This is a genomic window from Variovorax sp. 01T432, assembly GCF_056398605.1.
In genome coordinates this window covers 56,076-80,766 of sequence record NZ_JBFTPS010000008.1, presented here as the reverse complement: position 1 = coordinate 80,766, position 24,691 = coordinate 56,076, and the positions used below count along the sequence as shown (strand labels likewise).

16 protein-coding genes are annotated in these 24,691 nt (G+C 59.2%); 9 read left to right on the top strand and 7 right to left on the bottom strand.

Features of this window, described 5'->3' with window-relative positions:
• Positions 1-38 precede the first annotated feature (38 nt).
• From AC1DNF_RS09015 to AC1DNF_RS08995, 5 genes are all read right to left on the bottom strand, one after another.
• Positions 39-1,478, bottom strand: coding sequence for a hypothetical protein (locus tag AC1DNF_RS09015; RefSeq protein ID WP_478148229.1), 1,440 nt, complete (start codon positions 1,476-1,478; stop codon positions 39-41).
• Entirely contained in the window at positions 1,475-2,470 is a 996-nt protein-coding gene (locus AC1DNF_RS09010) for an ATP-binding protein (RefSeq protein WP_478148228.1), read from the bottom strand. The genes AC1DNF_RS09015 and AC1DNF_RS09010 overlap by 4 nt, the downstream gene beginning before the upstream one ends.
• Positions 2,428-4,389, bottom strand: a complete 1,962-nt coding sequence (locus tag AC1DNF_RS09005) for a hypothetical protein (protein WP_478148227.1) — start codon at positions 4,387-4,389, stop codon at positions 2,428-2,430. Before AC1DNF_RS09005 ends, AC1DNF_RS09010 begins: the two co-directional genes overlap by 43 nt.
• Positions 4,386-5,099 carry a hypothetical protein gene (locus AC1DNF_RS09000; RefSeq protein ID WP_478148226.1) on the bottom strand — a complete coding sequence of 238 codons (714 nt, stop codon included), beginning with the start codon at positions 5,097-5,099 and terminating at the stop codon, positions 4,386-4,388. Before AC1DNF_RS09000 ends, AC1DNF_RS09005 begins: the two co-directional genes overlap by 4 nt.
• 147 nt (positions 5,100-5,246) lie before the next feature.
• Positions 5,247-5,489: a hypothetical protein gene (locus AC1DNF_RS08995; protein ID WP_478148225.1), complete on the bottom strand. Its 243-nt coding sequence runs from the start codon at positions 5,487-5,489 to the stop codon at positions 5,247-5,249.
• Positions 5,490-5,807: 318 nt separating this feature from the next.
• On the opposite strand from AC1DNF_RS08995, the gene AC1DNF_RS08990 reads away from it, so the two are divergent.
• From AC1DNF_RS08990 to AC1DNF_RS08965, 6 genes are all read left to right on the top strand, one after another.
• On the top strand, positions 5,808-6,842 hold the full coding sequence (locus tag AC1DNF_RS08990; protein ID WP_478148318.1) for a site-specific integrase: 1,035 nt from the start codon (positions 5,808-5,810) through the stop codon (positions 6,840-6,842).
• Positions 6,843-7,023: 181 nt separating this feature from the next.
• Positions 7,024-7,938, top strand: coding sequence for a DNA adenine methylase (locus tag AC1DNF_RS08985; RefSeq protein WP_478148224.1), 915 nt, complete (start codon positions 7,024-7,026; stop codon positions 7,936-7,938).
• 1 nt (position 7,939) lies between these two features.
• Entirely contained in the window at positions 7,940-9,193 is a 1,254-nt protein-coding gene (locus AC1DNF_RS08980; protein WP_478148317.1) for a metallophosphoesterase family protein, read from the top strand.
• A 4-nt stretch (positions 9,194-9,197) separates the two neighbouring features.
• Positions 9,198-11,066 carry an ORC-CDC6 family AAA ATPase gene (locus AC1DNF_RS08975; RefSeq protein WP_478148223.1) on the top strand — a complete coding sequence of 623 codons (1,869 nt, stop codon included), beginning with the start codon at positions 9,198-9,200 and terminating at the stop codon, positions 11,064-11,066.
• The gene (locus tag AC1DNF_RS08970; protein WP_478148222.1) at positions 11,066-12,004 is read left to right on the top strand and encodes a hypothetical protein; all 939 of its coding nucleotides are present in this window, start codon (positions 11,066-11,068) and stop codon (positions 12,002-12,004) included. Before AC1DNF_RS08975 ends, AC1DNF_RS08970 begins: the two co-directional genes overlap by 1 nt.
• 55 nt (positions 12,005-12,059) lie before the next feature.
• Positions 12,060-12,446, top strand: a complete 387-nt coding sequence (locus AC1DNF_RS08965) for a restriction endonuclease (protein WP_478148221.1) — start codon at positions 12,060-12,062, stop codon at positions 12,444-12,446.
• Between the two features lie 33 nt (positions 12,447-12,479).
• On the opposite strand, the gene AC1DNF_RS08960 is transcribed toward AC1DNF_RS08965, so the two are convergent.
• A complete protein-coding gene (locus AC1DNF_RS08960; protein WP_478148220.1) occupies positions 12,480-13,235 on the bottom strand; it encodes an NYN domain-containing protein in 756 nt (251 codons plus the stop codon).
• 162 nt (positions 13,236-13,397) lie between these two features.
• The gene (locus tag AC1DNF_RS08955; protein WP_478148219.1) at positions 13,398-18,407 is read right to left on the bottom strand and encodes a RecQ family ATP-dependent DNA helicase; all 5,010 of its coding nucleotides are present in this window, start codon (positions 18,405-18,407) and stop codon (positions 13,398-13,400) included.
• Positions 18,408-18,417: 10 nt separating this feature from the next.
• Between AC1DNF_RS08955 and AC1DNF_RS08950 the strand changes: the two genes are divergently transcribed.
• The 3 genes from AC1DNF_RS08950 to AC1DNF_RS08940 all read left to right on the top strand — a co-directional run bounded on the left by AC1DNF_RS08950 (position 18,418) and on the right by AC1DNF_RS08940 (position 24,558).
• The gene (locus AC1DNF_RS08950; RefSeq protein ID WP_478148218.1) at positions 18,418-18,621 is read left to right on the top strand and encodes a hypothetical protein; all 204 of its coding nucleotides are present in this window, start codon (positions 18,418-18,420) and stop codon (positions 18,619-18,621) included.
• A gap of 512 nt (positions 18,622-19,133) precedes the next feature.
• The gene (locus tag AC1DNF_RS08945; RefSeq protein WP_478148217.1) at positions 19,134-20,954 is read left to right on the top strand and encodes a hypothetical protein; all 1,821 of its coding nucleotides are present in this window, start codon (positions 19,134-19,136) and stop codon (positions 20,952-20,954) included.
• Positions 20,938-24,558 carry an AAA family ATPase gene (locus tag AC1DNF_RS08940; protein ID WP_478148216.1) on the top strand — a complete coding sequence of 1,207 codons (3,621 nt, stop codon included), beginning with the start codon at positions 20,938-20,940 and terminating at the stop codon, positions 24,556-24,558. The genes AC1DNF_RS08945 and AC1DNF_RS08940 overlap by 17 nt, the downstream gene beginning before the upstream one ends.
• The last annotated feature ends 133 nt before the right edge of the window (positions 24,559-24,691 follow it).

Here is a 24,691-nt window from a genome sequence, read left to right as displayed (position 1 = left end):
CGACACGATGAAGAGGACCCCAGCGCCTTGCTGAGCGTTCAACGAGTGAGCTTCAACTTGTGTTCCGCAATGCACTGCCCCCACGTAGAAGTCAATGTCGATCCAAGGGAGATCGTCAATTGGAGGGCTTGTGGCCGCAGGCTGACCCTCGCCAGTCTGGCTAGAAGATCATCTACCCGAGCGGCGCTGTACCCTGCGACGTGAAGGACTTGTTTGTCCTCCCTGCGCGGGATGGACCAGGAAAGAGGTGGCCAGACTTGAAGACAGTCCGTCAATTCGTCGTTCTGCACGCGGCCATCGGGATTGCCTGCGGCCGAAAGATCCAGCCCGATCGCATGGGCAGTCTGAACCACACAAAGCGAGAACACCGCCAGCGCAGTCGACGCCTCTTCAAGGCACGCTTTCGCTTCATCCGCGCCCATCCAAGCACCTGTCCGATATCTTTCATACATGTGGAAGACGAGCGAGAACGAAACGCGCCAGCGCGCCAGTACGAGGCAGCATGCGCAAAGACCGGGCTTTCCCGTCGCGGAGCCGATCGGGACGCCGGTGCTGAGCCAGCAAGGTTCGACAAATTCACATTCACCGCGATCGATGAGAAGTGGCTTCGGCTGACGATGCCCGCAGTGACCTTGCACTCGCCTTGCGAGATGCCGCCCGATCGAACGAAGCCAGGCGACGGCTGCAGCGAAGTCGGATCTCAAGGTCGCTCGTCGGACGGGCAGCAAGGGCACCTCATGCACTTGAACCTTTAGCCATCTCGAATCATTCGCCGTTTCCAGCCGTTGCCGTACAGGCGTTCCAGCAAACAGGACTTCGAAGTAAGCGGCATCGCCCCCTGGGAGTGCTCTGCTCGCATCCACGCCGGACACGGACCTTGATCGACAGATGCTCGCGATCTCTTTCTGGATGCAAGCTGCCGACTTCGAAGCCTTGTCCTCATCAGCGGCAAAAAGGTCTGAAAACAGGGGCTCGCGGCCCGCGAAGGGTCGCCCGCACCTATGGCAGCAGAGAGGATGCCGCAGGCACTCGGGTGTATCGTCCAGAAAGATCTTCATTCCGCAGCCTGGACAGGACGAAACGAGGTCGACACCGTGAAGCGGGCAAGTTCGCAGTCCCTCGATCTGATGGATGCTCGAATGAAACCACTTTTCGATGCATACAGGACAAAGTCGCAGGTAGGGCGCGCAGATCTCGCGCCGATGTGGCCCGAAGACCTCGTCCAGCGTATGAGCCCGTAGCACATCGTACCGCCCGCCGGGCCTGTTGCCGTATCGTCGTTCTTCGGCGATGCGGTTGAACAGCCGTACCGGCGCGCTCCTTGGTACTTGCTCCCCGCTTGGGTCGACGCTCGCCAAGACGCGACCGAGGACCCTTCCGTCGATCCCGTTCAGGAAGCCGAACTTGTGCGCCGTCAGCCAGGCGCTTTCCGCAGGCCGCCAGTATGAGTTTGGCCAGATCCAGATCGAACGCTTCAATAGATCTTCTTGGGGCACAGCAACTCCAGGCCTCGGGCCCAGTTCAGTGGAGTGGTTCCGGGTATGCAGTTCGGGTTGTTCAGGCAGTCTTTCAGGACAAAGTGGATCGGATCGACCACCCACTCCATGCAGATGCCCCGTCCGTTTCCAAGGTTGTCAATGCACGAGTGGGTGCATAGTGCCTGCCAGTACGAGTCTGCCTCGCAGGCCAGGCGCCAACCTCCGTCGTAAGCCGCCTGAGCGAAATACCGCGTGAACGGCCATTGCGCATCCGGAAACTGGAGCTTCTCGTCGAATTGCGCCAGAAGCAGCTTGAGCTCGTCGCGCGAGCGCAAGCCATCGAAGTCGAACACCTTCACGAAGATGCGTCCGGCCACCCCCTGCGAGCCCGCTCCATCCTGGATGAGCTTGGACTTGTGGCGCAGTTCCTCGCTGCCGAAGGAGAAGACGCACATCCCGAAGTTGTTCATCTCCAGGCGGTTCCACAGGATGGAGAGTGCTTCCCATTGGTGCACGCCCAGCCTCTGGGCCTCGTCGAGTAGAACGACGCAGTGGGCGGCACCGCTGTCGCGACACATCGACATCAGGCAATTGGCCAAGGCGTGGCAGTCTTGGGTGCGTCGCCGCAGGGAACTGCCTTTGGCAAGCTGCTCCATGAACTGGGTGAACAGGCGCTCATAGCGGTCCATCGGGGTCTGCGTTTCGGAACTGAAGTCCACGAACAGAAGGTCCGGGAATGCGTCGCGCAGCGCAGCCGAGATGGCACGCAGCGCTGTCGACTTCCCCGCCCGCGATGAGCCGGCGAAAGCGAGGCCACTTTTGCCGAGCTCGACCCAGGTGAAGATGAGCTTCCTGGCGACTTCGAGCATCGTCGTCGAGAGCAGATAACCGTTGCGTCTGGCGATCGGATGTTTGGCCTGGTGGGCCTGACGGTAGGCAAGTTCCTCGATCATTTCAGACTCTCCTGCGCTGCCAGCCGAGTGCTGGTCCAAAGATCGGTCGTGTCCGGAGCGTGAGCGGGTGCGACGGGTGCCGCGGGCGCGCTCGAAATCGGGCCGATCGGCGTGCCGCCGCTCAGTGTGGAAAGGACCTTGTTGGACCCCCGCACGACCTTGCCTGGGTTCCTGTTGGCATGGGCGCGCATCTGCTCCATCTTGTGGGCCTTAAAGACTTCGATTGGATCGTCCGAGCCAGCGTACTGAATGGTCCGCTGCTTGTGAAGCCGAACGATTTCCTGTCGCGTCGCGCGATCGTGAAAGCTGTGCGACCAGTGTCCTGTGACATTGACGGGGCCGAAGCTTGAGCCATTGCGGTACCTGATCTGAATCAGGCGATGATCCCTCTGAAGCAGGGCGATCATCGGCGTGCCGATCAGGTGCCAGGCACAATGGAGCAGGTCGCTCGTGTACTTGGCATGATCCAGTTCGATGTATGGAGGAACGCCCTTCTTCTCGCTGCCGCGGATCGTGACCTTGCAGATGCCCACCGGCAAGGGGATGTGTTCTGCCAAAGTCGGCAGGTAGCCGGGAATGGCGCTTCCTTCGGCGTGCCTGCCCGCCCATTCACGTCGCAGAGCTTCGATGGGCGTCGCGCCGTACAACTCCCTTCGCGGGGCGCCGTTGAAGTTGGCGACGATGACCTCGACCAGCTCGGACAGTTCCTCGAGCGAGATGTTCCACTTCACGGCATTGCCGACCGGGTCATGAACGTGGCGATCCGCAGGGCCGCTGCCGGTGGTCGATGGGAGTCGCGATATTTCCTTCTGAAGCGCCGCGAAGACCTGTTCTACCGCGTACCTTGTCAGCCAGCGTCCGACCTTCCCAAACTCGATCGCGGCGCCCAGCAACTCCCGCAGGTACACGAGGATCGCATCGGCGTAGTGCGTTAGATCGTTGTCCAGCCTGATCAGGGCAATGCGTAAACCCTCGAGAAAGCCCGGGACCAAGCCGTTCGGGAGGCCTGCACCGTCCTTGTAAACGAGCTTTGGCAGCGCCTTGAACTCCCTCGGGCTCCATGGGGTCAAGAGGTTGTTGAATGTCTCGAGGAAATCCGCCGATGACACGCGGGAACGATGGGAGAGGTGATATGCAAGGACGCATTTCGGGTGCTGGGAGACCAGCACGCACAGCGACATGCGTTCCATGGGAAGGACAAACCGGTGGCCTTCGTGCTCGAACGTGACCGTGCCGATGGCCGGGAGTTGTTGCTCGTCGTAGCAGGCGATGTCGCAGGGCAAGAGCGGCTGAAGCCAGCCGGTCTTGCCACTGCCGCCGTCCAAACCATCATTCGCCTCCTGTCCAAAAAGCCCATTGCGCGCAGCGCCGGTGCCTCGGTCTCGGATTCCGTCCAGGACGTAGCTGCGCATGGCCTGATAGGCACATGTGACAGTGCAAAGGGGATACTGGGTCGGCCCCACCCCCTCATGGCGCAGTACGCCTAAGAACGTTCGATGCAGCGCAGCCAGATTGAGCGCGATGGATTCAGGCTCCCTCCCCTCTTGCCTGGCGATTGCCTTGTCGAGGACTGCCTTGGCGGTTGGATAGGCTTTCAGAAGCTGGGTGAAGCTGCCTGCAGCACCAGCGCCGTCGTTGATCGTCTCTCCGTTCGATGGCTGCTCGCGGTCGTACTGCTTGATTCGGGTGCCCGAAATCAGCGCGCGGAACCCCCAGACGCGTCCATCGGCGTGCGGCAGGAAAAAGCGATCCTCGTGGTAGCTGAGTCGCTGACGGCTGACCCCGTGAATACGCAGCACCTCCCTGGGTGGCATACCACCCCAGTAAGCCTCCAGGGCGGACCGAAGCTTGTGGTACTTCGCTCTCTTGCTGGGCGTCAGTATCTCGGTGTCGGGCAGGGGCGCGTGCTGCAGGTCCAGCTCTTCGAGGCGGATCTCCCGGCTTGCGGTGTGTCTCATTTGTCCCTCCAAGGGATGACAGCCGTGGACAGGCCAAACGCTCTCTTGGTGATTTCGACGGTGAGCGATCGTTGGTGATGAGCGCGCATCAATGCGACGAAGATATGGGCCCGTGGCATGCTGATCTCGGCATAGACGTCGCGGACCGTCGTGCCATCGCGGGCGATCACCAGCCTGGAGATCTCCTCGCGCAGCGCGTCAACCTCGAGGTGGCGAAACTGAAGGAGGACCGGATTGACGCTGAGCCAGTTCATCAGCATCACCTGCTCTCGCATTGCATCGGCCGCCGTGTACCGCTTCCAGGCGTAGCCGACGGCCTTTGCGTGACCTTCCTGCGTTTCCCTTTGCTTTTCGACGCAAGGGTCGTTGCCCGTGTCACCTTGATGGCCCACTGACCACAACTCGGGCGGACCTCCGCGGCGCTGAAGCCGCATGTCCGGCTTGGAACCCCGGAAGCCTCCCGAAGACAGCTCGGACCAGATCAGATCGAGGTCGCAGCTGTACGTGAGGATGTCCTGGGAGGCCTCGGCGTGCAGCATGGCCGCGAGCTCGAGCGAGCTTCTTGCCACCCAATCCCGATCTACCTTCGCACCGTAAAAGTAGCAGAGGTTGCCGGGCCGTTTTCCCCGCTTCTGTACTTCGGCGCGAACAGTACTTGCAGCCTTGAGCGGAGAGCGTCCGCGAGCAGATTTGATGGTCGCTGCATCCATGGCGCATTCACGACCATGCTCACGTCGTTGAGAAAACTGGAAAAAGGCTTCCCTCTGCGCTATATTTACAGCGCATTCCGTCCAGGAAAGCTTCTGAGGCAAAAAGGGGCAGCTCGCCGCAATCGAGCTGCCCCTCTCAGTTTTCGTCTACGTCAGCATGACCGAGCCTTTCGAAAAAAATAAAAATAGGCGACGCCCCACGATTTGGCAAGTCTTGTCGTGTTCGATCTCGGCAACGCGAACCTCGCTCGGTCGGCACACGGCTTTCAGCGCATGTGGATCGCTCACCTTGCGTTCTGTGTGCCCTGCGCCGTCATGACGGTAGCGTGCCAACAGCGAACATCGCCACGACCTATCGATGGAGCGCAGTCCCGACTTCTCGGTGACCATGCCTTCAATTGTTTTTGATGTTTGCCAAAGAAATTGCCTTCAAGTTTTAGTTTGACAAAGACATTACCTTGACTAATTTCAGGAAATTTTGTTGACAGCAACTTCTGACCGCACTGATTCCCCTCGAGGGGAAAGTCTTGGACCGATGCGAAATGTCAAACGAATTACTAGAACTACATCCATCCTCGTCCGTCAAGCCAATGCCGCTGGAGATCGTCCATGAAGTCTGCTGAGAAAGTGTCGCCATCCAAGGTGTCCAAGGCCTTGGTGCCTCTGAAAAGCGATCACGCGCTGCTCGATCCCACTCAGCTGTCCGGAATGGCTGAGGAAGCCGCGCACGACTTGATGGCCGAGGGCGAGTCGGACAACACCCGTCTCGCGTACCGGGCCGCCATGCGCTACTGGGCCGCATGGTTCGGCGCGCGCTATGGCCAGCAGATGGCGCTGCCGGTGGCCGTCCCCGTGGTCGTGCAGTTCATCGTCGACCATGCGCAGCGCTCGACCAAGGCAGGCCTCGACCACCAGTTGCCGCCCGAGATCGACCAGGCGCTGGTGGAAGCCGGATTCAAGGGAAAGCTCGGCGCGCCGGCGTTGAACACCCTGGTGCACCGGGTCTCGGTGCTCTCGATGGCGCACCACGTCTCTAAGCAGCCCAATCCGTGTGTGGATCCGGCGGTCAAGGCGCTGCTGAGCAAGACGAGAAAGGCCTACGCCAAGCGCAACGCCCTGCCTCACAAGCAGCGCGCGCTGACCAAGGAGCCGCTCGAGGCGGTTTTGGAAACCTGCGACGACTCACTCAAGGGGAAACGCGATCGCGCCCTTCTCCTCTTCGCCTGGGCCTCGGGCGGGCGCCGGCGCTCGGAGGTCTCAGAGGCTGTGTTCGAGAACCTGCACCTCGGGGATGAAGGCGCCTATCTGTACACGCTGGCGAGTTCGAAGACGAACCACAACGGGAAGATCCGCCCGGAAGACGTGAAACCGGTGGTGGGGTCGGCGGCCGAAGCGCTGGAGGCCTGGCTCAAGGCCAGCGGGATCACCTCGGGGCCCCTCTTCCGTCGCATCCTCAAGAACGGGAAACTGGGCACCGACGGGCTCTCGGGGACGGCGGTGCGGGACATCGTGAAGGCGCGCTGTGCGGCTGCGGGCGTGGGGGAGGATTTCTCGGCGCATTCGCTGCGGTCGGGGTTCGTGACCGAAGCGGGACGGCAGAACATGCCACTTCAGGAAACGATGGCGATGACGGGGCATCGGAGTGTGGAGACGATCGGGGGGTATTTCAGAGCCGGGGCCGCCCAGGTCAGCGAGGTGGCTCGGATGATGGATTCAATAGGCCATGGGCCAACAAAGGCTTGAGACTGAACCGCCGTCAGGCAAGGTGCGCAACCTACACGTTGCAGTCAATGCAGCCCGGTTGACTCATCAGCCCGAAGGCGATGCCTCCGACCCATCGTCGGAGGCGTGAAACAGCGAGGGAGGTGCAAGGCGGCCCACTTGCCGCCCACTCACTCGCCGCGCCGGCGCCCGCACGCCGAGAATGGGATCCACACGTGCGTCTTGCATGTCGGAAAAAGCACTCACACAGCGGCCAGCGTGTAACAATTTACGGTCCCGTAACTCTGCGCGCTGCGCGCAAGATCGTCCACGAATGAAGTTTCTGAGATGGGCCGGTAGCAAGGTCCAACTAGTCGACACCCTAGTTCACTGTTGGCACGCAGCCCGGTTGACCGGCGCGACTAGGTACGTCGAAGCGTTCGCTGGCTCAGCGGCGCTGTGCTTTGAGCTTCGGCCGCGCCACGCCCTTCTGGTCGACGTCAACAGTCGCCTGCATGAGTGCATGAGTGCCGTCAAGCAAGACCCTGAACGTGTTTTTGGATACCTGCGTCCGCTTAGGGGCGACGAGTCCACATACTACAAAATTCGCCAACTCGACGATTCAAAATTTACGGCTGAAAAGAGGGCGGCTCATTTTATCTATCTCAATAGATTCTGCTTCAATGGACTTTATAGGACTAACCGGGCCGGCAAGTTCAACGTGCCATTTGGTGGGCAAAAAAATGGAAGGCTTCCTAATCTTCTGGAATTGAGGTCTGCATCTTCAATTCTTCAGGCTACTGAATTGCTTTGCGGTGATTTCGAGCAACTCTTGCTGCCGCGTATTCAAAAGACTGATTTTGTATATTTGGATCCACCCTATGCCATGCGCAATGCGGATTTAGACAATCAGTACGGCCCAGATGTATTTGGTCTTAGAGATCTCGAGCGCTTGAGCGCCCTGGTTCATCACATCGATCGCGTAGGGGCGAAGTTTGTGATTTCATATGCCGATTGCCCAGAGGCGAGTAGCCTTGCCGAGGGTTGGAACTACGAGCAGGTGTCCGTAAGGCGGACGATCGCCGCTAGCGCAAGCCACCGTGGCCGCGCCACGGAGCTTCTCATCACAAATATTTAATATGTTGCGTATAGCGTTTATGAGCGATCTGCATGTCGGTAAGCATGCGCGCGGCTTGGACATGTGTCCTCATCCATTGTCCGATTCCGAAAAAGTCGCCAAGGAATCCAACTACATGGATTCCTTTGATAATTTTCTAGACGGAACCGAAACTAAGGATCGCGGCCCGATCGACCTACTCTGCATCACAGGCGATATCAGTAACGGTGGTCACGTCGACGAATTCAGAATGGCTGATGAAATCATCTCGAGAGTTGCTGCGAGATTGGGTGTGCCCGATGATGGAGTTTTTTTTGTTCCTGGAAATCACGACATCCATTGGCCTGTGATGAAGCTAGAGCCAACGGCTTTTTGGGAGCGAATGAAATATGCGCCACTACTGCAAAATAATCTTAAACTTGCAAAGCATCTCGCGCGAAAAACGAGTGGCGCCTTCGACGAGCATCCGCATTTTGTGCTTTGGGAGAATACAAAGGTTTTTGTCGTCGCGATCAATTCTGCGGCTTACGACGGACCGGAGGTGAAAAATCATTCGGGTATTGTTAAACAAGCCAGCGTGGAGGCCCTTAAATCCAGCTTGGAGACGTCTCTTAGGCAAGATGACCAGCGTTTGAGACTCTGCTTAATTCATCATCATCCAATTCAATATTCAGAGCCCACCCCGGACGCGCAGGACGTCAGCATTGTTACCAACGCCGAAAATCTACTATCTGTTCTGACGGATTTCCGATTCGACCTTCTGTTGCATGGCCACAAACATCATCCCCGCCTGAACACCCACAGTGGAAACAACTCGCAGCCTTACGTCACACTTGGCGCGGGCAGCTTCTCAGCTACATTGTCTCCAACTTATTATGGATCGCTGTCTAATCTCTTCCACATTGTAAACGTGCGTGGACGAAATGCGGACACGAATGGCATCGAAGGAAGCGTTCAAACTTGGATGTATAACCCTCGGGATAAATGGCAAAAAAGTCATCATAAGGTGGGCATGCCTCACATAGAAGTTTTTGGAACGAATTACGCGCCAAATGAGATCGAAACAAGGGTTCGCGGAGCTGTCCTGGAGCGACTCAAGGTGGACCCAGTTTGTAGCATCGCGGATATCGAGAGCGCAGACGCAAGCCTAAAGCACGTTAGGCGAAGTTCTCTTTTCAACGCTCTAAAATCAATTAGTGACGAGCAAAAGCTGAAAATGATTGGCGATCCGGAGACTTCCGAAGAGCATTGGGCAGTTTTTCAAAGGAGCGCTTGATAGCATGACACGCCGCCAAGTTGCCCGTCAGACGAAATCCGCGTCGACTCCGGAAGAGATGTACTCAAATGACGTTGTGCGCGAGGTAAAGTCCGTCTTTGGCATTGACAACGCGAAGCAACTTCCTCGATCAGACGCTGTTAAGTATTTTATCCCGCAACAAAACTTTGCTCAGCTTTTTAGCGCGAAGAATCATATACTTCTTGGGTCACGCGGATCTGGAAAAACGACTTGGATCCGTATGATGGCGCATGATCATGTCAAACTGGCAGCCAAAAATTCCAATACGCGATTTAGCTATGCGCGAGATGCTTTGCGGGACAATCTGATTGGCATCTATATTCCTGCCAGTGCGGCATTCGCGGGTGATCTTAAAAATAAGCCTTGGCAAACCGAACAGGAGCAAGAGGAATATTTTGTCTGGCGTTTGAATTTGCATAGTTGCTCGGCACTCACGCATATTATTGAGAGTTGCGTAGAACAATATGTTGAAAATCGCGCGGCGCGTCTAGAGGCAGTGTTGGACATATGTCATGCGCTATCTGCCCAGTGGGATGGGAGCGACCGAGATCCAGCTTCTACTCCGCAGGGCTTGCGTCTCAGACTGTCAAGTGTGGAGATGGCCCATCAGTTGGCGCTGCGGAAACGCACCGTAGGAAATGCGGACGCCGAGCCCCACGTCGACTACTTCAGCGTAGACCTGCTTGAGCCATTAAAGTACGCTATACAAGTCATTTCAGAGCGACTAAGTGTGCCAGAAGGCGCGGTTTGGATGGTCTGTTTGGATGAGGTAGAGTATCTGACTCCATTGCACCACCGCATCCTCAATACTCAAATCCGAACAGCAAGTGGCAATTTGGTTTTTAAACTTGCAACAATGCCGTTTGCTCATCATACCTTGGCAACAAATATCGGCGACCCTGTTCGTGAAGGAAATGACTTCGAATACGTTTATGTCGACCACGAAGCTATCGACAGCCGTGGAAATCAGGCGGAGAGCGACTTCCTGCGTTTCGCACGTGAGCTATTCCAGCACCGAATCGCGTCACGCGCACCAAAGCTTGGCTCCTTAACTTTGAAGGACCTGCTCGGCCCCTCCCCGCTGATTGATGATAGACCGACACAATTTGCGGGAGACCGTGAAAAATTCATGCAGTTACTTCGACGACACGCAAATCCCGCTACCGTCACTCGTGCTGAACGACTCCAAAACTCAGAAAAATTCAAGAGTGAGATCGTTCGCAAGATGAACGGGGCATTGTTCCTCAGAGATGCGATTGATGGCTCACATGGGAACTCTCGCATGAGAGTGTACAGCGGCGAACTGCTAGTTGTTCGCTGCTCAGATGGAAATCCTCGCAGGTTGATGCGTATCATCAACGCGCTCATTCAGAAAATGGTGTTTGATGAAAGGCGTGGTGTCGCTCTAATACCAATCGAGCCAGCAGCGCAGAATGAAGTGCTGGAGAGGATAGCGCGCGACACACTCAATCGTACTCAGAGCGAACCGCCAGAAGGCCAAATTACACATGCCTTTCTGAGTGCCATCGGGGCATTTATGCGCTGGAATTTTTCAAGCAGCCATCGTCGCATTGGAACCGATCAAGTTACTTCGGTGGAAATTCGCAGCGAAGATGGTCCACGAGCGCAACAATTTATTAAACAAGCCATTCAGTTGTCACTTATGATACCGGCAAAGGCGGTGCCATTTAGTGTGGGCAATCAAGATTGTGTCGGAACATTTCATTTGGCATTTCTGTTTGCGCCATACTTCAGAATTCTTCCGCGACGTAACGATTCGGTGAGATTGCCTAGGGTGCTATCTCACAGTGAACAAATCACAGATACTAGCGTGCAGCGGAGTTTACTCTGATGAGTATCGTCTTGCGAGATGTTGTTCAGCTTCAATGGCCGCCTGAGCAGCATGAGTACGACCTATACGTGTTTTCTTCGGGGTTCGAAGAACGGAGCACTGCAATTTTCGAGCGCATAAATCCGCCGCCTGAGCGTTGCCTCGTTTTAGGATTTTCGGACAACTTGAATACGCTCAGTCGGCCGAAAAATGACGCAATCTTTAGAGCTGCAGGGTTAGATGTGATCATGTGCGCCGACGTCTCGGCTTACGAAGAGCTTCTGCGCTCTCGACTCGTTTCCGTATCGCAAGAAGTTGGGACAGCGCGGACACTCAAGGTATTCGTGGACTACTCTACGATGACTCGAAGTTGGTACGGATATCTGCTCACTTGGGCTAAATATGCGGGCCTGCATCCAAAGATTTCGATGGATCTTTACTATTCGTTCGGTATTTACGAACGTGATTTCGAACCATTGCATATTCGTGAGCTATGTTCCGTCCCGGGATTCGAAGGGCATTCGTCTGGGGCTCGTCGATCCATTGCTCTGTTGGGACTTGGCTACGACAGATACGCGACGCTTGCAGTAGTGGACCAAATCGAACCGGATTCAATCGTCTGTTTTATCGCGAAAGAATCTCCTAACGATGAGAAAGCCGAGCACGTTGCTGACGCGAATCGCGAAATTATCGAAATGGCGGGCACTGAGCCGGTGGCTCTTCCATTGGGGCGCGTTGGCGACGCCTTTCGTGTCATGCACGAATACGCCTCGTTGTACGGCGAAGACAACGAACTTGTAGCGGTGCCAATGGGCCCGAAACCTCATGTTCTTGCGAGTCTTATCTTATCTCAGGTAATGCCAAAAGTATCGTGCCTTCATGCACGTGGAGTTCGTGCGACTCCGGTTCCAGTCTCCGCTTCGGGGACATTCGTCGGATGCCGTTTGAATTATCTCTGACTCGGTACGAGTAGGACTCAAGGCTCAGTGAAATTGCCGAGTCTTTCCGTAAAGCATGGTGGACTCGCACGACCCGGCCAGCGGGCGCGAAGTTCGAGTGCCGGTCGTGTCGGTCCGAGCACCCAAGATGGAGTTTCTGGGCCTGCAGCTGGATAAGGTGGACAAGGTTGCCTGTTTGCGAAATCTCGGCGCTCAGGTGTCCACCCGTCCGGACGAGCTACAGGCGGCTAAGCCGATCGTTGAATTCGACATGGTCGACAGAGATCTGTACGGAACCATGCTCAACGAGGGCGCCAACAAGGGCATCCTGGTTTGCACCAGCGGCTACGGCCCCGATGCGTATAACTTTTCGAAAGACAAGCCGATTGAACTGATCGACGGCGGCGGGCTGCTATATCTCTTGCGTGAGCACGCGGGGACTGCGGCGCGGATTGTGGTTTGATTGTCTCGGGGAAGACGTCAAATCCGAGTCCACTCAATTCGCTGCGACAGATTCTCTCGTGGCAGAAAGTGCCACGGTCCAATGGCCGCCAGTCTCTTGGCGAAGACTTAGCAGATCGTATGTCTTGAGCATGCTCACAAGGCCCGAGTGCCCATAGGTCACCGGCGAAAACGCAGGATCCGTCCGACGCAAGTACGAACCGAGTGAGCCCACGTGGACGCGGCCATCCGGTGTGTCGGCAGCCATCAACTTCACCGCGTTGACAACGGTCTTGGGCCGGAGCTTGGGTTTCGAGAGCGGTGCGGCTTTCGCCGCCTGAGCGATAGCGCTTGCTGGCAACGTAGGTTCGGGCGAAGTCCACTCGAAAAACTGATCGCTCGCGTTTCGCAATGCATCCGGTGTCTTGGCCTCGCCGACGATATGCACGGTCGCGTTGCGCTCGCGCAGCTTGCGGCACAGGTACGCAAAATCTGAATCGCTCGTGACCAGGCAGAAGGTGTCGGCGCGCTCATCGAACAAGGCTTCCAGTGCGTCGAGTGCGAGCGCGATGTCCGAAGTGTTCTTGCCGGCGGCGTACTGGTACTGCAGACACGGGGTGAAGGCAAGGCGGACCAGCGCCTCTTGCCATTTGTTGGCCAGCGTGCCGTGGTTCCCGTAACCGCGACGCAGCACCACCCGACCGAACTGAGCTACGACACGAAGGGCGTATTCCAGGGTTTCGGGTGTCGTGTTGTCGCAGTCCACCAAGACCGCAACCTTGGAGTCAGGGCCAGTGTCAAACTGCGCCATCAAATGCTCCTGTCTGCCACCCGGCGTGGTGGGTGAGCGCGGTCAGCACTGGGTTGAACGCAACGCCTGGCGAATGATTCAGTTGATGCGCGGATGCGGTTTTCGAAAGCACGATGTCCTCCATTGTTTCGAGTGTGGCCGTGGATAGTCTGCGGACCTTCGTCAGACCTTTGGCTCAATGCCTTGCGTTTGGGCTTTGCGCGCATCCATGCTGCCCAGCTGGACCTCCACGAGTGGCGTCTCCCAGTGATCCGCTTGCAAGGAAGGCCAGTACTTCTCGGACGTCTGGAATCGCGTGCGCACCATGATTGCCACCACCGCGGCGGCGCCCCCTTGCAATGGGACTTCATCGACGCTCGCGGCCAGCCTCCCAACGATTGGGCCATTAGTCGAATGAACGAATCGGTCTCTCAGTTCAACCGAATCCCCGGGACGTAGGGCTGCGATCGCCCGATGGATCGGATGACCAGGCGGGCTTCGCCCGGCAAACCCAATGTCCATGTTGGCTGCCCCGAGCATGAGGTACCGGCGCTCGAGGTCCGCGCGATGTTGAGGCCGGCTGGCCGGAAAGCAGTCCTGCACCCCGCCAACTGTTCCGAGATCGACCAGATAGGGATTGCGCCCGCCTTCTGCCCGCATCAAGGTGAGCGTCTGGCGCGCGCGTGTCAAGGCAACGTAGAGCAGCCGCCTCTCGTCCTCATGGTCCCAGCGCCAGTCGGCGCAATCCATCACGATGACGTGGTCGAACTCCAGGCCCTTGGCGGCGTGCCCTGTCATCAGCTTGATGGCGCTATCCCGGCCGTCGCGTCGCATCTCCCCCGCGGCCTCATAGAAAAGCTCCAACACCTCGGCCGCGGGAACGACGTCCGCCTGAAGCGTCGAGGCAATGTCCTCGACGATCTCCTGCAGGTCCTGCAGCGCGGCGTTCCGTGGTTGCGCGCGCCGTTGCCGATTCAACTGCCTACGCAACGCGTCAAGGCGGACCATGCGCACCTGGCGCCGGCGAAGTGCTTGGGCAAGTGCCCAACCCTCACGCGTTCGCATCAGCGAGATCTGCCCCTTTGCCGCCTCAGGCCCCGTGATCTCGCAGGGCAACCCCTCGACATCACAGATGGCACGCATCTTCTCCAGCGGGGCGTGCGTGCGACAAAGCACCGCGATCTCCGACAGCTTCACGGCAGGGTCGATGCGCCGAATGCGCTGGATCTCTGCATAGACCAGTTGGGCCTGAAGGTTCGGGCTGGTCGGGCTAGTGAGGAGCCGCACCGCACCGTGACTCTCTGGGTCCACCTCGGCCCATCGCCCCCCGTGCGGATCGTCCTTCCGCCGGGCGTCGATCCGGATCGGATGATCGACCTTCATCCGGTCAGCGCCGCGCTGGATCACATGGTTGGCCGCCGAGATGATGTTCTGGGTGGAGCGGAAATTCTCGACCAGGTACGTGAGCTCGCCTTCGTAGTCAGCCCGGAAGCGCCGGATGAATTCGACGTTCGCGCCCTTGAACGAGTAGATGTTCTGGTCGTCGTCCCCGACCGCCATGATGCTCAGCTTGCTGTCCGCATCGACGCGCCGTCGGCCGGCCAAGGCGCTGACCAGGGCGTACTGCTGCTCGTCGATGTCCTGGTACTCGTCGACGAAGATGTATTCATACCCCTGCAGCAGCCGATCACGGATTTCGTCCGCATCGGTCAGCGCCGAACTCCTGCCTTCGAGCAGATCGATCGCATCCTGGAGCATCTGCTTGAAGTCGACCGCGCTGGCCGCGCGCTCGGCCCCCGCCAGGCTGGTGCCGGTCAAGCGAAGCGCCATGGCGTGGTAGGTCATCACCAGCACCCCCCTGCCGTCGTCCCCGGCCAAGGCCTGGAGGCGTCGGCGCAGCTGGACCGCAGCGCTCCTGTTGTAGGCCATCGCGATGATGCGGCCCGGGCTGACGCGAAGCACGCGCAACAGGTAGGCGATGCGGTGCACGATCACCCGTGTCTTGCCTGATCCGGGCCCCGCCAGGACCAAGTAATTGCCCGATTTCTTTTGAGTGACGAGCGCCTCCTGCACCGGGTGCTGAAGATCGTCGACGATGCGCCGATAGGACTCATCGGTGGTTTTGCGCTCCAGCAGGTCCGTGCGGCCGCGGAAGAACTCCTTGATGAACTGCTTGTGCGGCAGCGTGAAATACGCCTTGACCAGGTCCTGCGCCTTGGCCGGATCTTCCGCGCCGAGCTTGGCGTACTCGTGCATGACATGAGTCTGCAGGGTCCGCTCCTTGTAGAACTCCTCTAGCGGCGCGAAGGCGGCCACGGTGAACTGCCTGGAGGTTTCGCCTTGCATCTGGATGGTCATCGCGGAGCGGAACACCGAGCGCCCCTTGTCCAGCTCGAGCACCCGGGTCTGGTGCAGGTACAAGAGCGCATGCTCGAGAGCGACCTCGGGTTCCCGCAGCTGTGTTTTCAGGACCAGGTCGTCGTTCAGCGCGTCGATCAGCGCCTGGGCCTTGCATTCCACCATGCAGGCGCCTTTGACGCCCTCGGGCACCTCTGCAAGCAGGCGATCGAGCGTGACTTGCGCCACGGCGCGTCGCAGCTCGCAGATCCTGCGGATCTGGGCCCACGAGCGGCGCAAGGTCACGCGCAGGGTGTCGTCGCCCAAGGGCTGCAGCTGGATCATGCTGCGCTTGTCATTGCCCGAGCCGAACCCGTCGGCCATCGATCGCAGGCAGGCCCGCACCTGCGTCGGATCCACCTGCACAGTCTCGCCGTCTCCCATGAGCCGCGTGCGCAGTTCGGTGCAGACTGCCCGCAGATTCAGGTGCTGGTGCGACTCCTCCTGATCGGCGTCGGGTGCGTGCTCCGACATCAGGTCCAGGAGTTCCTTTTCCAGGACGCACAGGAATTCCAGGCGAGTGGGAGAGGCACCTCGCACGCCACGCACCAGGCGCACCGTCAACCCGAGGTCGTTGACGAGAATCCCGAGCTTGGCCAGTTGGTGGACGATGCGGAAGCATTCTTCTGGTTGGATGCCGGCATCGAGCATGAGCTCGTCCGTGCTCAGGCCCTCCGGCGTGTCGGAGCGAAACAGCGCGATCGCGACGGCCAGGAACTTCTGCTGCTTGCTGGCCGGCAGGTTCGCCTTGTCGATCCGCTCCTTGGCTTCCTGCAGGGAGGCCACCCGCAGGCTTGCGGGAAACACCTTGGTTGCGTTCTCGTTGCGCTTGAGAAAGTCGTTTCGCTCGAGCCAGGCGATGGCGGTGGTCACCTTGGTGGAGGCGTCTGGCGCATCGACGTCGATGCCGGTCCCGCTGCTCTGCGCAAGGAGTTCCTTGGCCGACACCACGATCTCGTCCTTGCCGAGCTTCTTCGCTTGGTCCCGCAGGGCGCGCAGCAGGCCGCTGAAATCCCGCTTCGAGAGCTGTGAGCTGGAGGAAAGCTTGAACTGGGTCTCCACGTCCTGCGGGTCGAACAGCAGGACGCACCGGGCTTCCTCGCCGTCGCGCCCTGCCCTGCCCGCCTCCTGCAGGTAGTTCTCCAGGGAGCCAGGAATGTCCGCGTGAATGACTAGGCGCACGTTGGGCTTGTCCACACCCATGCCAAAGGCATTGGTGGCCGCGATCACCTGCAGTTCGCCGTCGAGGAACTGCCGCTGGGCCTCCTTGCGCAGGTCCGCGGTGAGTCCCCCGTGGTAGCAGCCGCAGGAGATGCCTTGTTGCGCGACGATCTGGGCGAGGGTCTCGGCGTTCTTGCGTGTGGCGCAGAACACCACGGCCGCGTCCTCCCGGCGCAGGCCATCGCGCAGCAGCTCGACGATGCGCTGCGGCTTCTCTCCGCCCAAGGTGGGCACGACCGCGTAGGACAGGTTTGTCCGTTCGTGCCCACCGAGGAAAGTCTTCAGCTCGATCTGAAGGCCCTCCTGAAAGTGGCGGCACAGGTCTTCGATGACGTCGGGCTTGGCGGTGGCGGTGAAGCAGGCGACAGGTGCCTGACCCGGAAACTGCTCTCGGATGAAGCGGGAAACGTACAGGTAGTCCGTTCGGAAGTCGTGGCCCCATTTGGACAGGCAATGCGCTTCGTCGAACACCCAGGCGGCGATCTCCCGCATGCGGATCGCCTCGACGAAGGTTCGGCTGCGGAACTGTTCGGGCGAGACCAGCACGATGCCGATGTCGCCTAGACGGATGCGATCCAGGACATCCCGACGCTCCAAGGGGGTAAGCATCCCGTTGACCGTAGCTGCACACTGGATGTCGGCCTTCATGAGGTTGTCCACCTGGTCGCGCATCAGCGATTGAAGCGGGGAGATGACCACGGTCAATCGACCCGAGCGGCGGTAGTGGACGAGCGCAGGGAGCTGGTAGCAGATGGACTTGCCGCCGCCGGTCGGCAGCACGGCCAGCAGGCTCTCGCGCGCCAGACCTGCGCTGACGATGGCGCGCTGCAGGGAACTGCCATCGGGCGCCGCCGGCAGCGGCCGAAAGCTCGGCTTGCCGAACAGCATCGACAGCAGCGATTCGGCGTGATGATTCGAGCGACAGTACAGGCAGGCGGGGTGTCCGCAGTCGATCTCCCGCAGGTCGGCGATCAACTGCCGGACGGCGGGCAGCTCATGAAAAACCCAATGAGGGAGGATCGAGTTCCCGCCGGAGACCCGGATCCAACCGAGGGCGAACGCAACCGACCAAGGATCATGGTTGTCGACCGCCCTTGAGACGTCATACGCCAGATCGCGCAAGTGGGTGGCGCAACAGCGCCCAGCGAAGCGGCTCGCGACGATGTGCCCGGCCGCTTCGCTGCCCGGCGCCGTCTGCTCCCGGACTTGGGACAGCAGCATGGCTATGCCCTCGTCGTCGCGGAGCAAGAAATGCAGGAGTGCCGGCCACCAGGGCTCCTGCTCATTTGTCTCTAGAAGCGCTTCTACGGACTCTTCGAGCACGTTCAGCGCCACCCGAGCATCCTTGGTCGGGTTGTTGCGCTCGTCGGTGAGCAGCTTGTAGCCCTTGACCAGCCGGTGGTAGGGATTGCTGGGGAAGGCGAGTGCCGACAGCTCCAGGGTGTCGAGCACGGGCCAGCTCAAGCATTCGAGTTGAGGGAGTTGATCTCTCAACAAGGGAATGTCGTGGCGCCGGAGGTTGTGGCCCAACAGCACCCTGCCCTCGCGGGCGAAGTTGTTGAGAGAGGCGGCCACCGAGGGCGCCTTGGCTGGCGAGCAGGCGCTGTTGAAAGCGTCCGCGCTGTCCGAGCGGACGGCGCCGACCGCGAAGATCCGCTCGCCCTTCTCCGGATGGGCTTCGACATCGACGGAAACGAATCGGCCGTCGGCGGCGATGCGCCTGGCACGTTCGCGCAAGGAATCGACGACGGGCGTTTCCAACGAAGGCGAGGCAGGCTGCCAAGAGTGAGGAAGTGGTCACTTGTAACCGAAAGTGACACTATTACGCAAGTATTCTTTTTTGGCTGCAACTGTCCCCTGACGACTTGGCAGATCTCGCTGTCAGGTCAGCGCGACCGAGAACCCAACAGGTCCCCGGCACGTAATCCATGACGGAAGTCACGCTCGAGTTGGCTGCAGGAGGTCGCCCCGGCGCCGCAGGCGCGGACGGACCAAGTACAGGCCGAGACCGCGCCGGCGCCAGCTGCCGCTGGCCCGCGCGTGCGGCGGCGCCCCGAGAACCAGGGGAGAGAGCTTGGCCGGTTCTCCGTCGCCTTGCGCACGAACTCCTTCTGGTCTGGAACGACATCTCATTGATTTCGCTTGCTATGGCCGCCTCCAAAACCAGAACAGACTTGTCCGGCAGCGATGACCACCCTGACATCCCATGCCTGTTTCCCGCGCAATTCAGGGAAAGTAATCTCCAGGATGAGATCCTGTTACCAACCGTGTCAGAATCGCCCCAAAAAACAGGTGGAGCGGATGGTTGCGACTATTGAAATCGACTTGGGCGCCCTCGGCGTCCATTTCCCGCGCGGTGAGGTGGCCATGGTGGTCGCACAGCCATTCGTGGACATTGAAGCGGACTTCATCCACGAGGAGCCCTTTACTTGGACCGAACAGTCTAAGGCGCGAGCTTTTGAGTGCATCGACGCCACCTTGGCTGTGTCGTTGAAGGCTCCACAGGGGGCCGGAAAGACGCACTTCACAGTGTTCCCAGAGTGCATGCTGCCGGGGCTGGAAGGAGTGGACCGCGTCACGCAAGCTATGCAGGCAGAAGCGTGGCCCGTCGGGACGGTCGTCATCGGCGGTATTGACGGACTAACCAAGGACCATTTCGTCGAATTGGTACAGCGCCCCAACATCACTCATGATGCGGTGAACAACCGGCTAGACCTCATTCACGACCAACACTGGGTGAACTGCTCCGTGACATGGGCAAAGCTCCCCTCAGGAGAGGTGCGCAGTTGGGTGCAGCCGAAACTCTCTCCCGCCCGCATTGAGTTGGACGTCACGTACATGTCGATGTACCGAGGGCGCTCCGTCTACGTGTTCAAGGGGCGCTATTCCAACGTCGCTGCCTGGTATCGATTCGCAACACTCCTTTGCTTTGACTGGATTGCGAAGACTGAGGAAAAGCGCGTCTGGGAATGGCTGTTCGAAGGGTTGACTACAGTCGCAGGCCCGAATGGCGGGCAGATTCCTCTCACATGGCTGTTCGTCGCACAGTGCAACGCCGCCCCCTCCCATGCTTCATTCATGGGTCAGGTCCCCGCGTTCTTTGAGCAGGACAGTTATCCGCAAGTGAATCGGGATGAGACGTGCCTTGTGATGGCGAACGTCGCCGGGAAAGCTGCCCCGGGCAGGGCCAATCGTTTCGGGCAGTCGGCCGTCATCGTTATGCCGAATCGCTTCTCGGTGCCCGATTGCATGCCGACCTATTGCAACGGCGGACCGCAGGGGCGTCCAGGAGCGCCGCTAGAGAATTTGCGCGATGCCCTGTTTAGGGAGAGTGGCGCCTGTATTCACTCGTTCCTAGTCACGCATCCATCCTCGCTCCCAATCGGGTCTGCTGGGCATCGATTCCCCCTGCGCGAAGCGATGGTGCACCCGCTAAATGGCGTGGTTGACCCTCGAGCGCCAGGAGGTACCGTCCCCGCGGTCGTTAAGTGGGTGAACGATGAGCTCGATGATCCTTCAAAATCGCTGGCCTCCACTCACTCACATGCACCGCTTAGGGCGGTGGCCAGCGCAGCTCATGTGCGAACCGTCAACGAGCTTCGAAAGCTAAAGGACAATGGTCTCGACGCAACGGTCCGAATCGCGACGGCTCGAATCGAGAATCCGAAGGCCAAAAGGCGGAGCCCTGATGAATGGGACATGGGTGAGGGCCGGGCTCTCAAGCACGTCCTACACACCTTCGCGATTTTGGACGTGGCTCAGTACCCACCGACCTTTCACGGGCTAGGCTCGCAAGCAACTGTCGTCAGAGGTGACTCCAGCATGGAGGTCATCGCAGTCTCCGGTCTCAGCCACGAAGACTGCGATAAGCATGTTCTCGCACGCCTGCCGGATCACAAGGGGCGCCTGCTACTGGTGAGTCGAGATGAAGAGAACACGCCGTGGGACGCACGACTCCAGCGTATCTACGATCAGGTCCCCGACGAGCCCTCGGCGGAGTCGAGGTTCACCGAACCGACGAGCGCCATCGTGCGCCTAGGCTACAGAGACGTGATGGACGCTTATCGCAGCGCAGCCAACAAAGCTGAGTTGAGGGAGGCACTCGATGCAAAGCTCTCCTGAAACGCTCGAGTTGCTGATAGACCTTCAAGCAACTTTGGCAGACTTGCTCGAAGGTGTGACCTTCACCGAGGAAGTGCTTAGTGAGGCGCGCGTGCCGGTCGTTCTTATGCAACGCCCGCACGCAATAACGGCTTTTGCTGTCGGAGACCAAGAGGACTACCGCCCGCTGTACGAGGCCTTCAAGAAGCACTATCTGAAGCACAGCGCACAGTGGTCAGCGAAGGACCTCGCGTTCGTCTACTGCATCCCAGAAGGTGTCGAGGTTTCCCCTGAGTTCTGTTCCCAAGTAGAAGTCGATGTGTACTTTTGCAGGAAGTACGCGGTCCGCTTGGACGGCAACATGGGCGCGAGTCTGGCTAGGCTCCCGTTCCTTCCCCTGGCTCCTATCGCCCCTGGTGTGCAGGTAAGGCCACCGACGGCTCAAACGCTTCTTCGCCAGCGCAACCTCAAAGCGGAGCTCGCCACTGCGCTCGTCCTTCCGCAAAAGAGCAGCGCGGCAACAATCTTGACGGCCTGCTTGGCAAACAACTACGGTCCTCCTCATTCACTGGAGACAACGGCTGCGGCTCCATCGTCACCCTTGCCAAATGACGACCGCGTTCAAACCAAGCTGAAGTCGATTTCCATTCAGAACTTCCGTGCGTATCGCAAGAAGAAGGAGTTCGAGCTCGGCTCTGCAGTGACGGTCCTATATGGCCCCAACGGATTCGGGAAGACGTCGTTCTTCGATGCCATCGACTTCGTCGTCACCGGCGGCATCGGCAGATTGAAGAAGGCGAGTTCCGGTCTGGTTCAGCTTGCGAAGCATCTGGACTGCGAGGACGACACAACCGAAGTTGCATTGACGCTTGTGCGCGATGGCAAAGAGCATATAGTCACGCGCAATCTTGCGAACCAAAACCACGCGACGGTGGACGGCAAATCTCTTCAGCGCAAGGAGGTGCTGAGCTTGATGACCGGCGGAGCGACGCCTGATGCAGACCACGTGAATAGCATGGTCGACCTTTTCCGCGCGACACACTTGTTCAGCCAGGAAGACCAAGAGCTGACACGAGACGTAGCCTCGAAGAGCGAGCTTTCGCACGGGCTCGTTACGAAGATGCTCGCGTTCGAAGACTACGCGCGTGGTCTCAAGAAGGCCGAGGATGTACTCAAGCTAGCTACGCAAGAACACGCAGTTGCTGTGGACAAAATCGCAGCTTCTAAGAGTGCCATTGCGCAAGAACGCGCCGAGCTTGAACGCCTTCAGGGCTTGGCTGCGGTGGACACGTCGCCTGAGGCACTAGAGGCTCGCTTCGATGCTTTAAGGCAAGATATTTTGTCTGCCGGATTCGAGCTTGCCGGCGTTGAACTTCGCGACACCAGAGGTGTCAGGGCCATGCTTGAGTCCTCGGCAGCCCAAACGGTCACATGGCGAAACAGCTTGGCGCGCGCAATCGACCAGGTCGCCTCGCTCGCGTCGCTTCACCAGCAACTCGAGCCTCTACGAACCCAACTGACCGAGCGCAAAGCGGGTCTTCAGCAGGCGCAGGCGGCGGAAACAACGGCGCTGAACCAGTTCAACAGCCAGTCGACACAACTCGCTGAGCTCAAGTCTCAAGAGGGCTCGTTCCAGAACCGACTGGAGTGGTTCACCTGGGCGGTGTCGGTTCAACCCGAGTACGCACGGCTGAATGAGGAGGCGAAGCAACTCTCGGCAGCCCTAAGCGCCCTCGCTCCACGGGCAACTCAACAGCGTACCGTTCTCGAGCAGGCTCAGGCGACACAACGTCAGGCGGCTTCGACATTGCAGACTTCTGAAGCGGCGCTTAAAGCGGCATCGGACATGCGTTCCCGCGTTCAGGCGGTGAAGGATGTCGCCGCCCTTTGGGAGCAATCCGCCTCGACGTTCGCCCAGGTCCTGGTTACCGAAGTTCAGCTTCAGTCGTCTCTGGAGACCTTGCGAGGGCAGTTGAGCAATAGCCAACAGGCGGTGCAAGCTCAAGAGCTTCGGTTGGCACAAGCGGAGCGCGAACTGGAGGCGGCGAAGAGCAACGACTCCAGGCTGAAAGCGCTCATCTCCGAACTTCGCGGGCATGTGGATGGTCCTAGCTGCCAGTTGTGTGGACATGACCATGGAACCATTGAAGCCTTGCTCTCGGCCATCGACCAACGCTTAAATCAAGGCGGCCGTTTACTTCAGCTGAGTGAGGCGGCAGCGAGAGAGCGCCTTGCTCATCAGACACTCGTCACCCAGAAGGCAGCACTCTCTGAGCGAGCAAGGCAGGGGGAGCAGAGTCTCGAACAAGCTCAAGCTCAGCGCGCTCTCTTCGAGCGGCAGCAGGCGAACTATGCGGCGTCGCTGAACTCGGTCGGACTCTCGTTGCCCGACGAGACGTCCGCCCAGCTACAAAGCCTGAGCGACAAAGTGCATGAGGATGAATTGCTAGCTGCTGCGGCCGTGGGCACGGCGCGGCAATCCTTGGCATCTGCGGAGACTGTGGTTGCCGGCGCTCAAGCGGGACTGCAGGCAATCCAGGACCTGCATCAGACAACCGATGTGGCATTAACCGCGGCGAGGCAGCGCTTGAGTGAGTTGGTCAAGGAGGCCAATCGAGGCTCGTTGACCCTTGAAAGTTCCTTACAGGAATTGACGAACGCGAGAGACGCAGCTGAAGCCCAGCGAGCTTCAACAAATGCTGCCTCGATTGGCGCCGAGGAGCAAGTGACGCAACATAAGACTGCGCACGCCGCCGCGAAGGCAGTAACCGCAGCCTCTCGTGCAGCCCACCAGCAGGCAAGCCAGGCGTGGACTTCGCATGAGACCCAGGTGCAGTCCATCTTGTCGCAACTGGCGGCTGCGAAGTTCTCCACTTCGGTGACGCAGGACGAGCTTCGGCAATGGATGGAGGTCTCGACGATACGAGGGGTGTCGGCGCTGGCCCTACGGGACCGAGTCGCCGAACTTGAGGTAGCTGTTGACACCGCCGCGACGTCCGCTGCGTTCCAGAGCATCCGTCAACGTATTCAGGAGCACGAGCAACGAGTTCAAGAGGCGACGGTCCGCGCTCAAAGCGTCCAGCCTTGGGTCGGATACTTCACCGAAGTCACGAAGCTTCTCAGCACGCAGCAGTCCTCTGCCACCGACCATTTCATCGATGAGTACGGGCCCCGGACCGCCGTCATCCAACAGCGACTCCGTCCCGTCTACGGATTCGATGGAATTGAACTTACGAGCAAGGACAAGACTATCAGCATCAGTGTCCAGCGCAAGGCCGAGAGGCTCCGCCCCGCGGACTACTTCAGCCAATCGCAGGTGCAAACGCTCATCCTGGGCCTGTTTCTCACGGCGTGCAGCTCGCAAACCTGGTCGGGGTTCTCGTCCATCATGATGGACGACCCGGTCACCCACTTCGATGACCTCAACACCTATGCCCTCCTCGATCTAATTCTTGGTCTGCAGAGTTCGTCGGAAGGTGAGCGTCAGTTCGTCATCTCAACGTGCGATGAAAAGCTGCTGCAGCTCGCTCGGCACAAGCTCCGGCATCTTGGGTCCGCGGCCAAATTCTATCGCTTCCAAGCCATCGGAGCAGACGGGCCAATGGTCTCGGAGCTCTCGGCATAGCCCGCTGACCCCGGCTGCAGTTGCACTTCGGCTGGAGATGTTCAGTCAAATCGCTGCATCGACCGGTTGAATCCGCACCCGCACAGCGGTCCTCTTGTCTATGATGGAAATGCCGATCGCCCTCCTCGCGCGG

What these genes read in the sequence shown, in the direction of transcription:
- AC1DNF_RS09005 (WP_478148227.1), bottom strand. Translation starts at nt 4,389, where the DNA reads ATGAGACACACCGCAAGCCGGGAGATCCGCCTCGAAGAGCTGGACCTG.
- AC1DNF_RS09000 (WP_478148226.1), bottom strand. Translation starts at nt 5,099, where the DNA reads ATGGATGCAGCGACCATCAAATCTGCTCGCGGACGCTCTCCGCTCAAG.
- AC1DNF_RS08995 (WP_478148225.1), bottom strand. Translation starts at nt 5,489, where the DNA reads ATGGTCACCGAGAAGTCGGGACTGCGCTCCATCGATAGGTCGTGGCGA.
- AC1DNF_RS08990 (WP_478148318.1), top strand. Translation starts at nt 5,808, where the DNA reads ATGGCTGAGGAAGCCGCGCACGACTTGATGGCCGAGGGCGAGTCGGAC.
- AC1DNF_RS08985 (WP_478148224.1), top strand. Translation starts at nt 7,024, where the DNA reads ATGGGATCCACACGTGCGTCTTGCATGTCGGAAAAAGCACTCACACAG.
- AC1DNF_RS08980 (WP_478148317.1), top strand. Translation starts at nt 7,940, where the DNA reads ATGTTGCGTATAGCGTTTATGAGCGATCTGCATGTCGGTAAGCATGCG.
- AC1DNF_RS08975 (WP_478148223.1), top strand. Translation starts at nt 9,198, where the DNA reads ATGACACGCCGCCAAGTTGCCCGTCAGACGAAATCCGCGTCGACTCCG.
- AC1DNF_RS08970 (WP_478148222.1), top strand. Translation starts at nt 11,066, where the DNA reads ATGAGTATCGTCTTGCGAGATGTTGTTCAGCTTCAATGGCCGCCTGAG.
- AC1DNF_RS08965 (WP_478148221.1), top strand. Translation starts at nt 12,060, where the DNA reads ATGGTGGACTCGCACGACCCGGCCAGCGGGCGCGAAGTTCGAGTGCCG.
- AC1DNF_RS08960 (WP_478148220.1), bottom strand. Translation starts at nt 13,235, where the DNA reads ATGGCGCAGTTTGACACTGGCCCTGACTCCAAGGTTGCGGTCTTGGTG.
- AC1DNF_RS08945 (WP_478148217.1), top strand. Translation starts at nt 19,134, where the DNA reads ATGGTTGCGACTATTGAAATCGACTTGGGCGCCCTCGGCGTCCATTTC.
- AC1DNF_RS08940 (WP_478148216.1), top strand. Translation starts at nt 20,938, where the DNA reads ATGCAAAGCTCTCCTGAAACGCTCGAGTTGCTGATAGACCTTCAAGCA.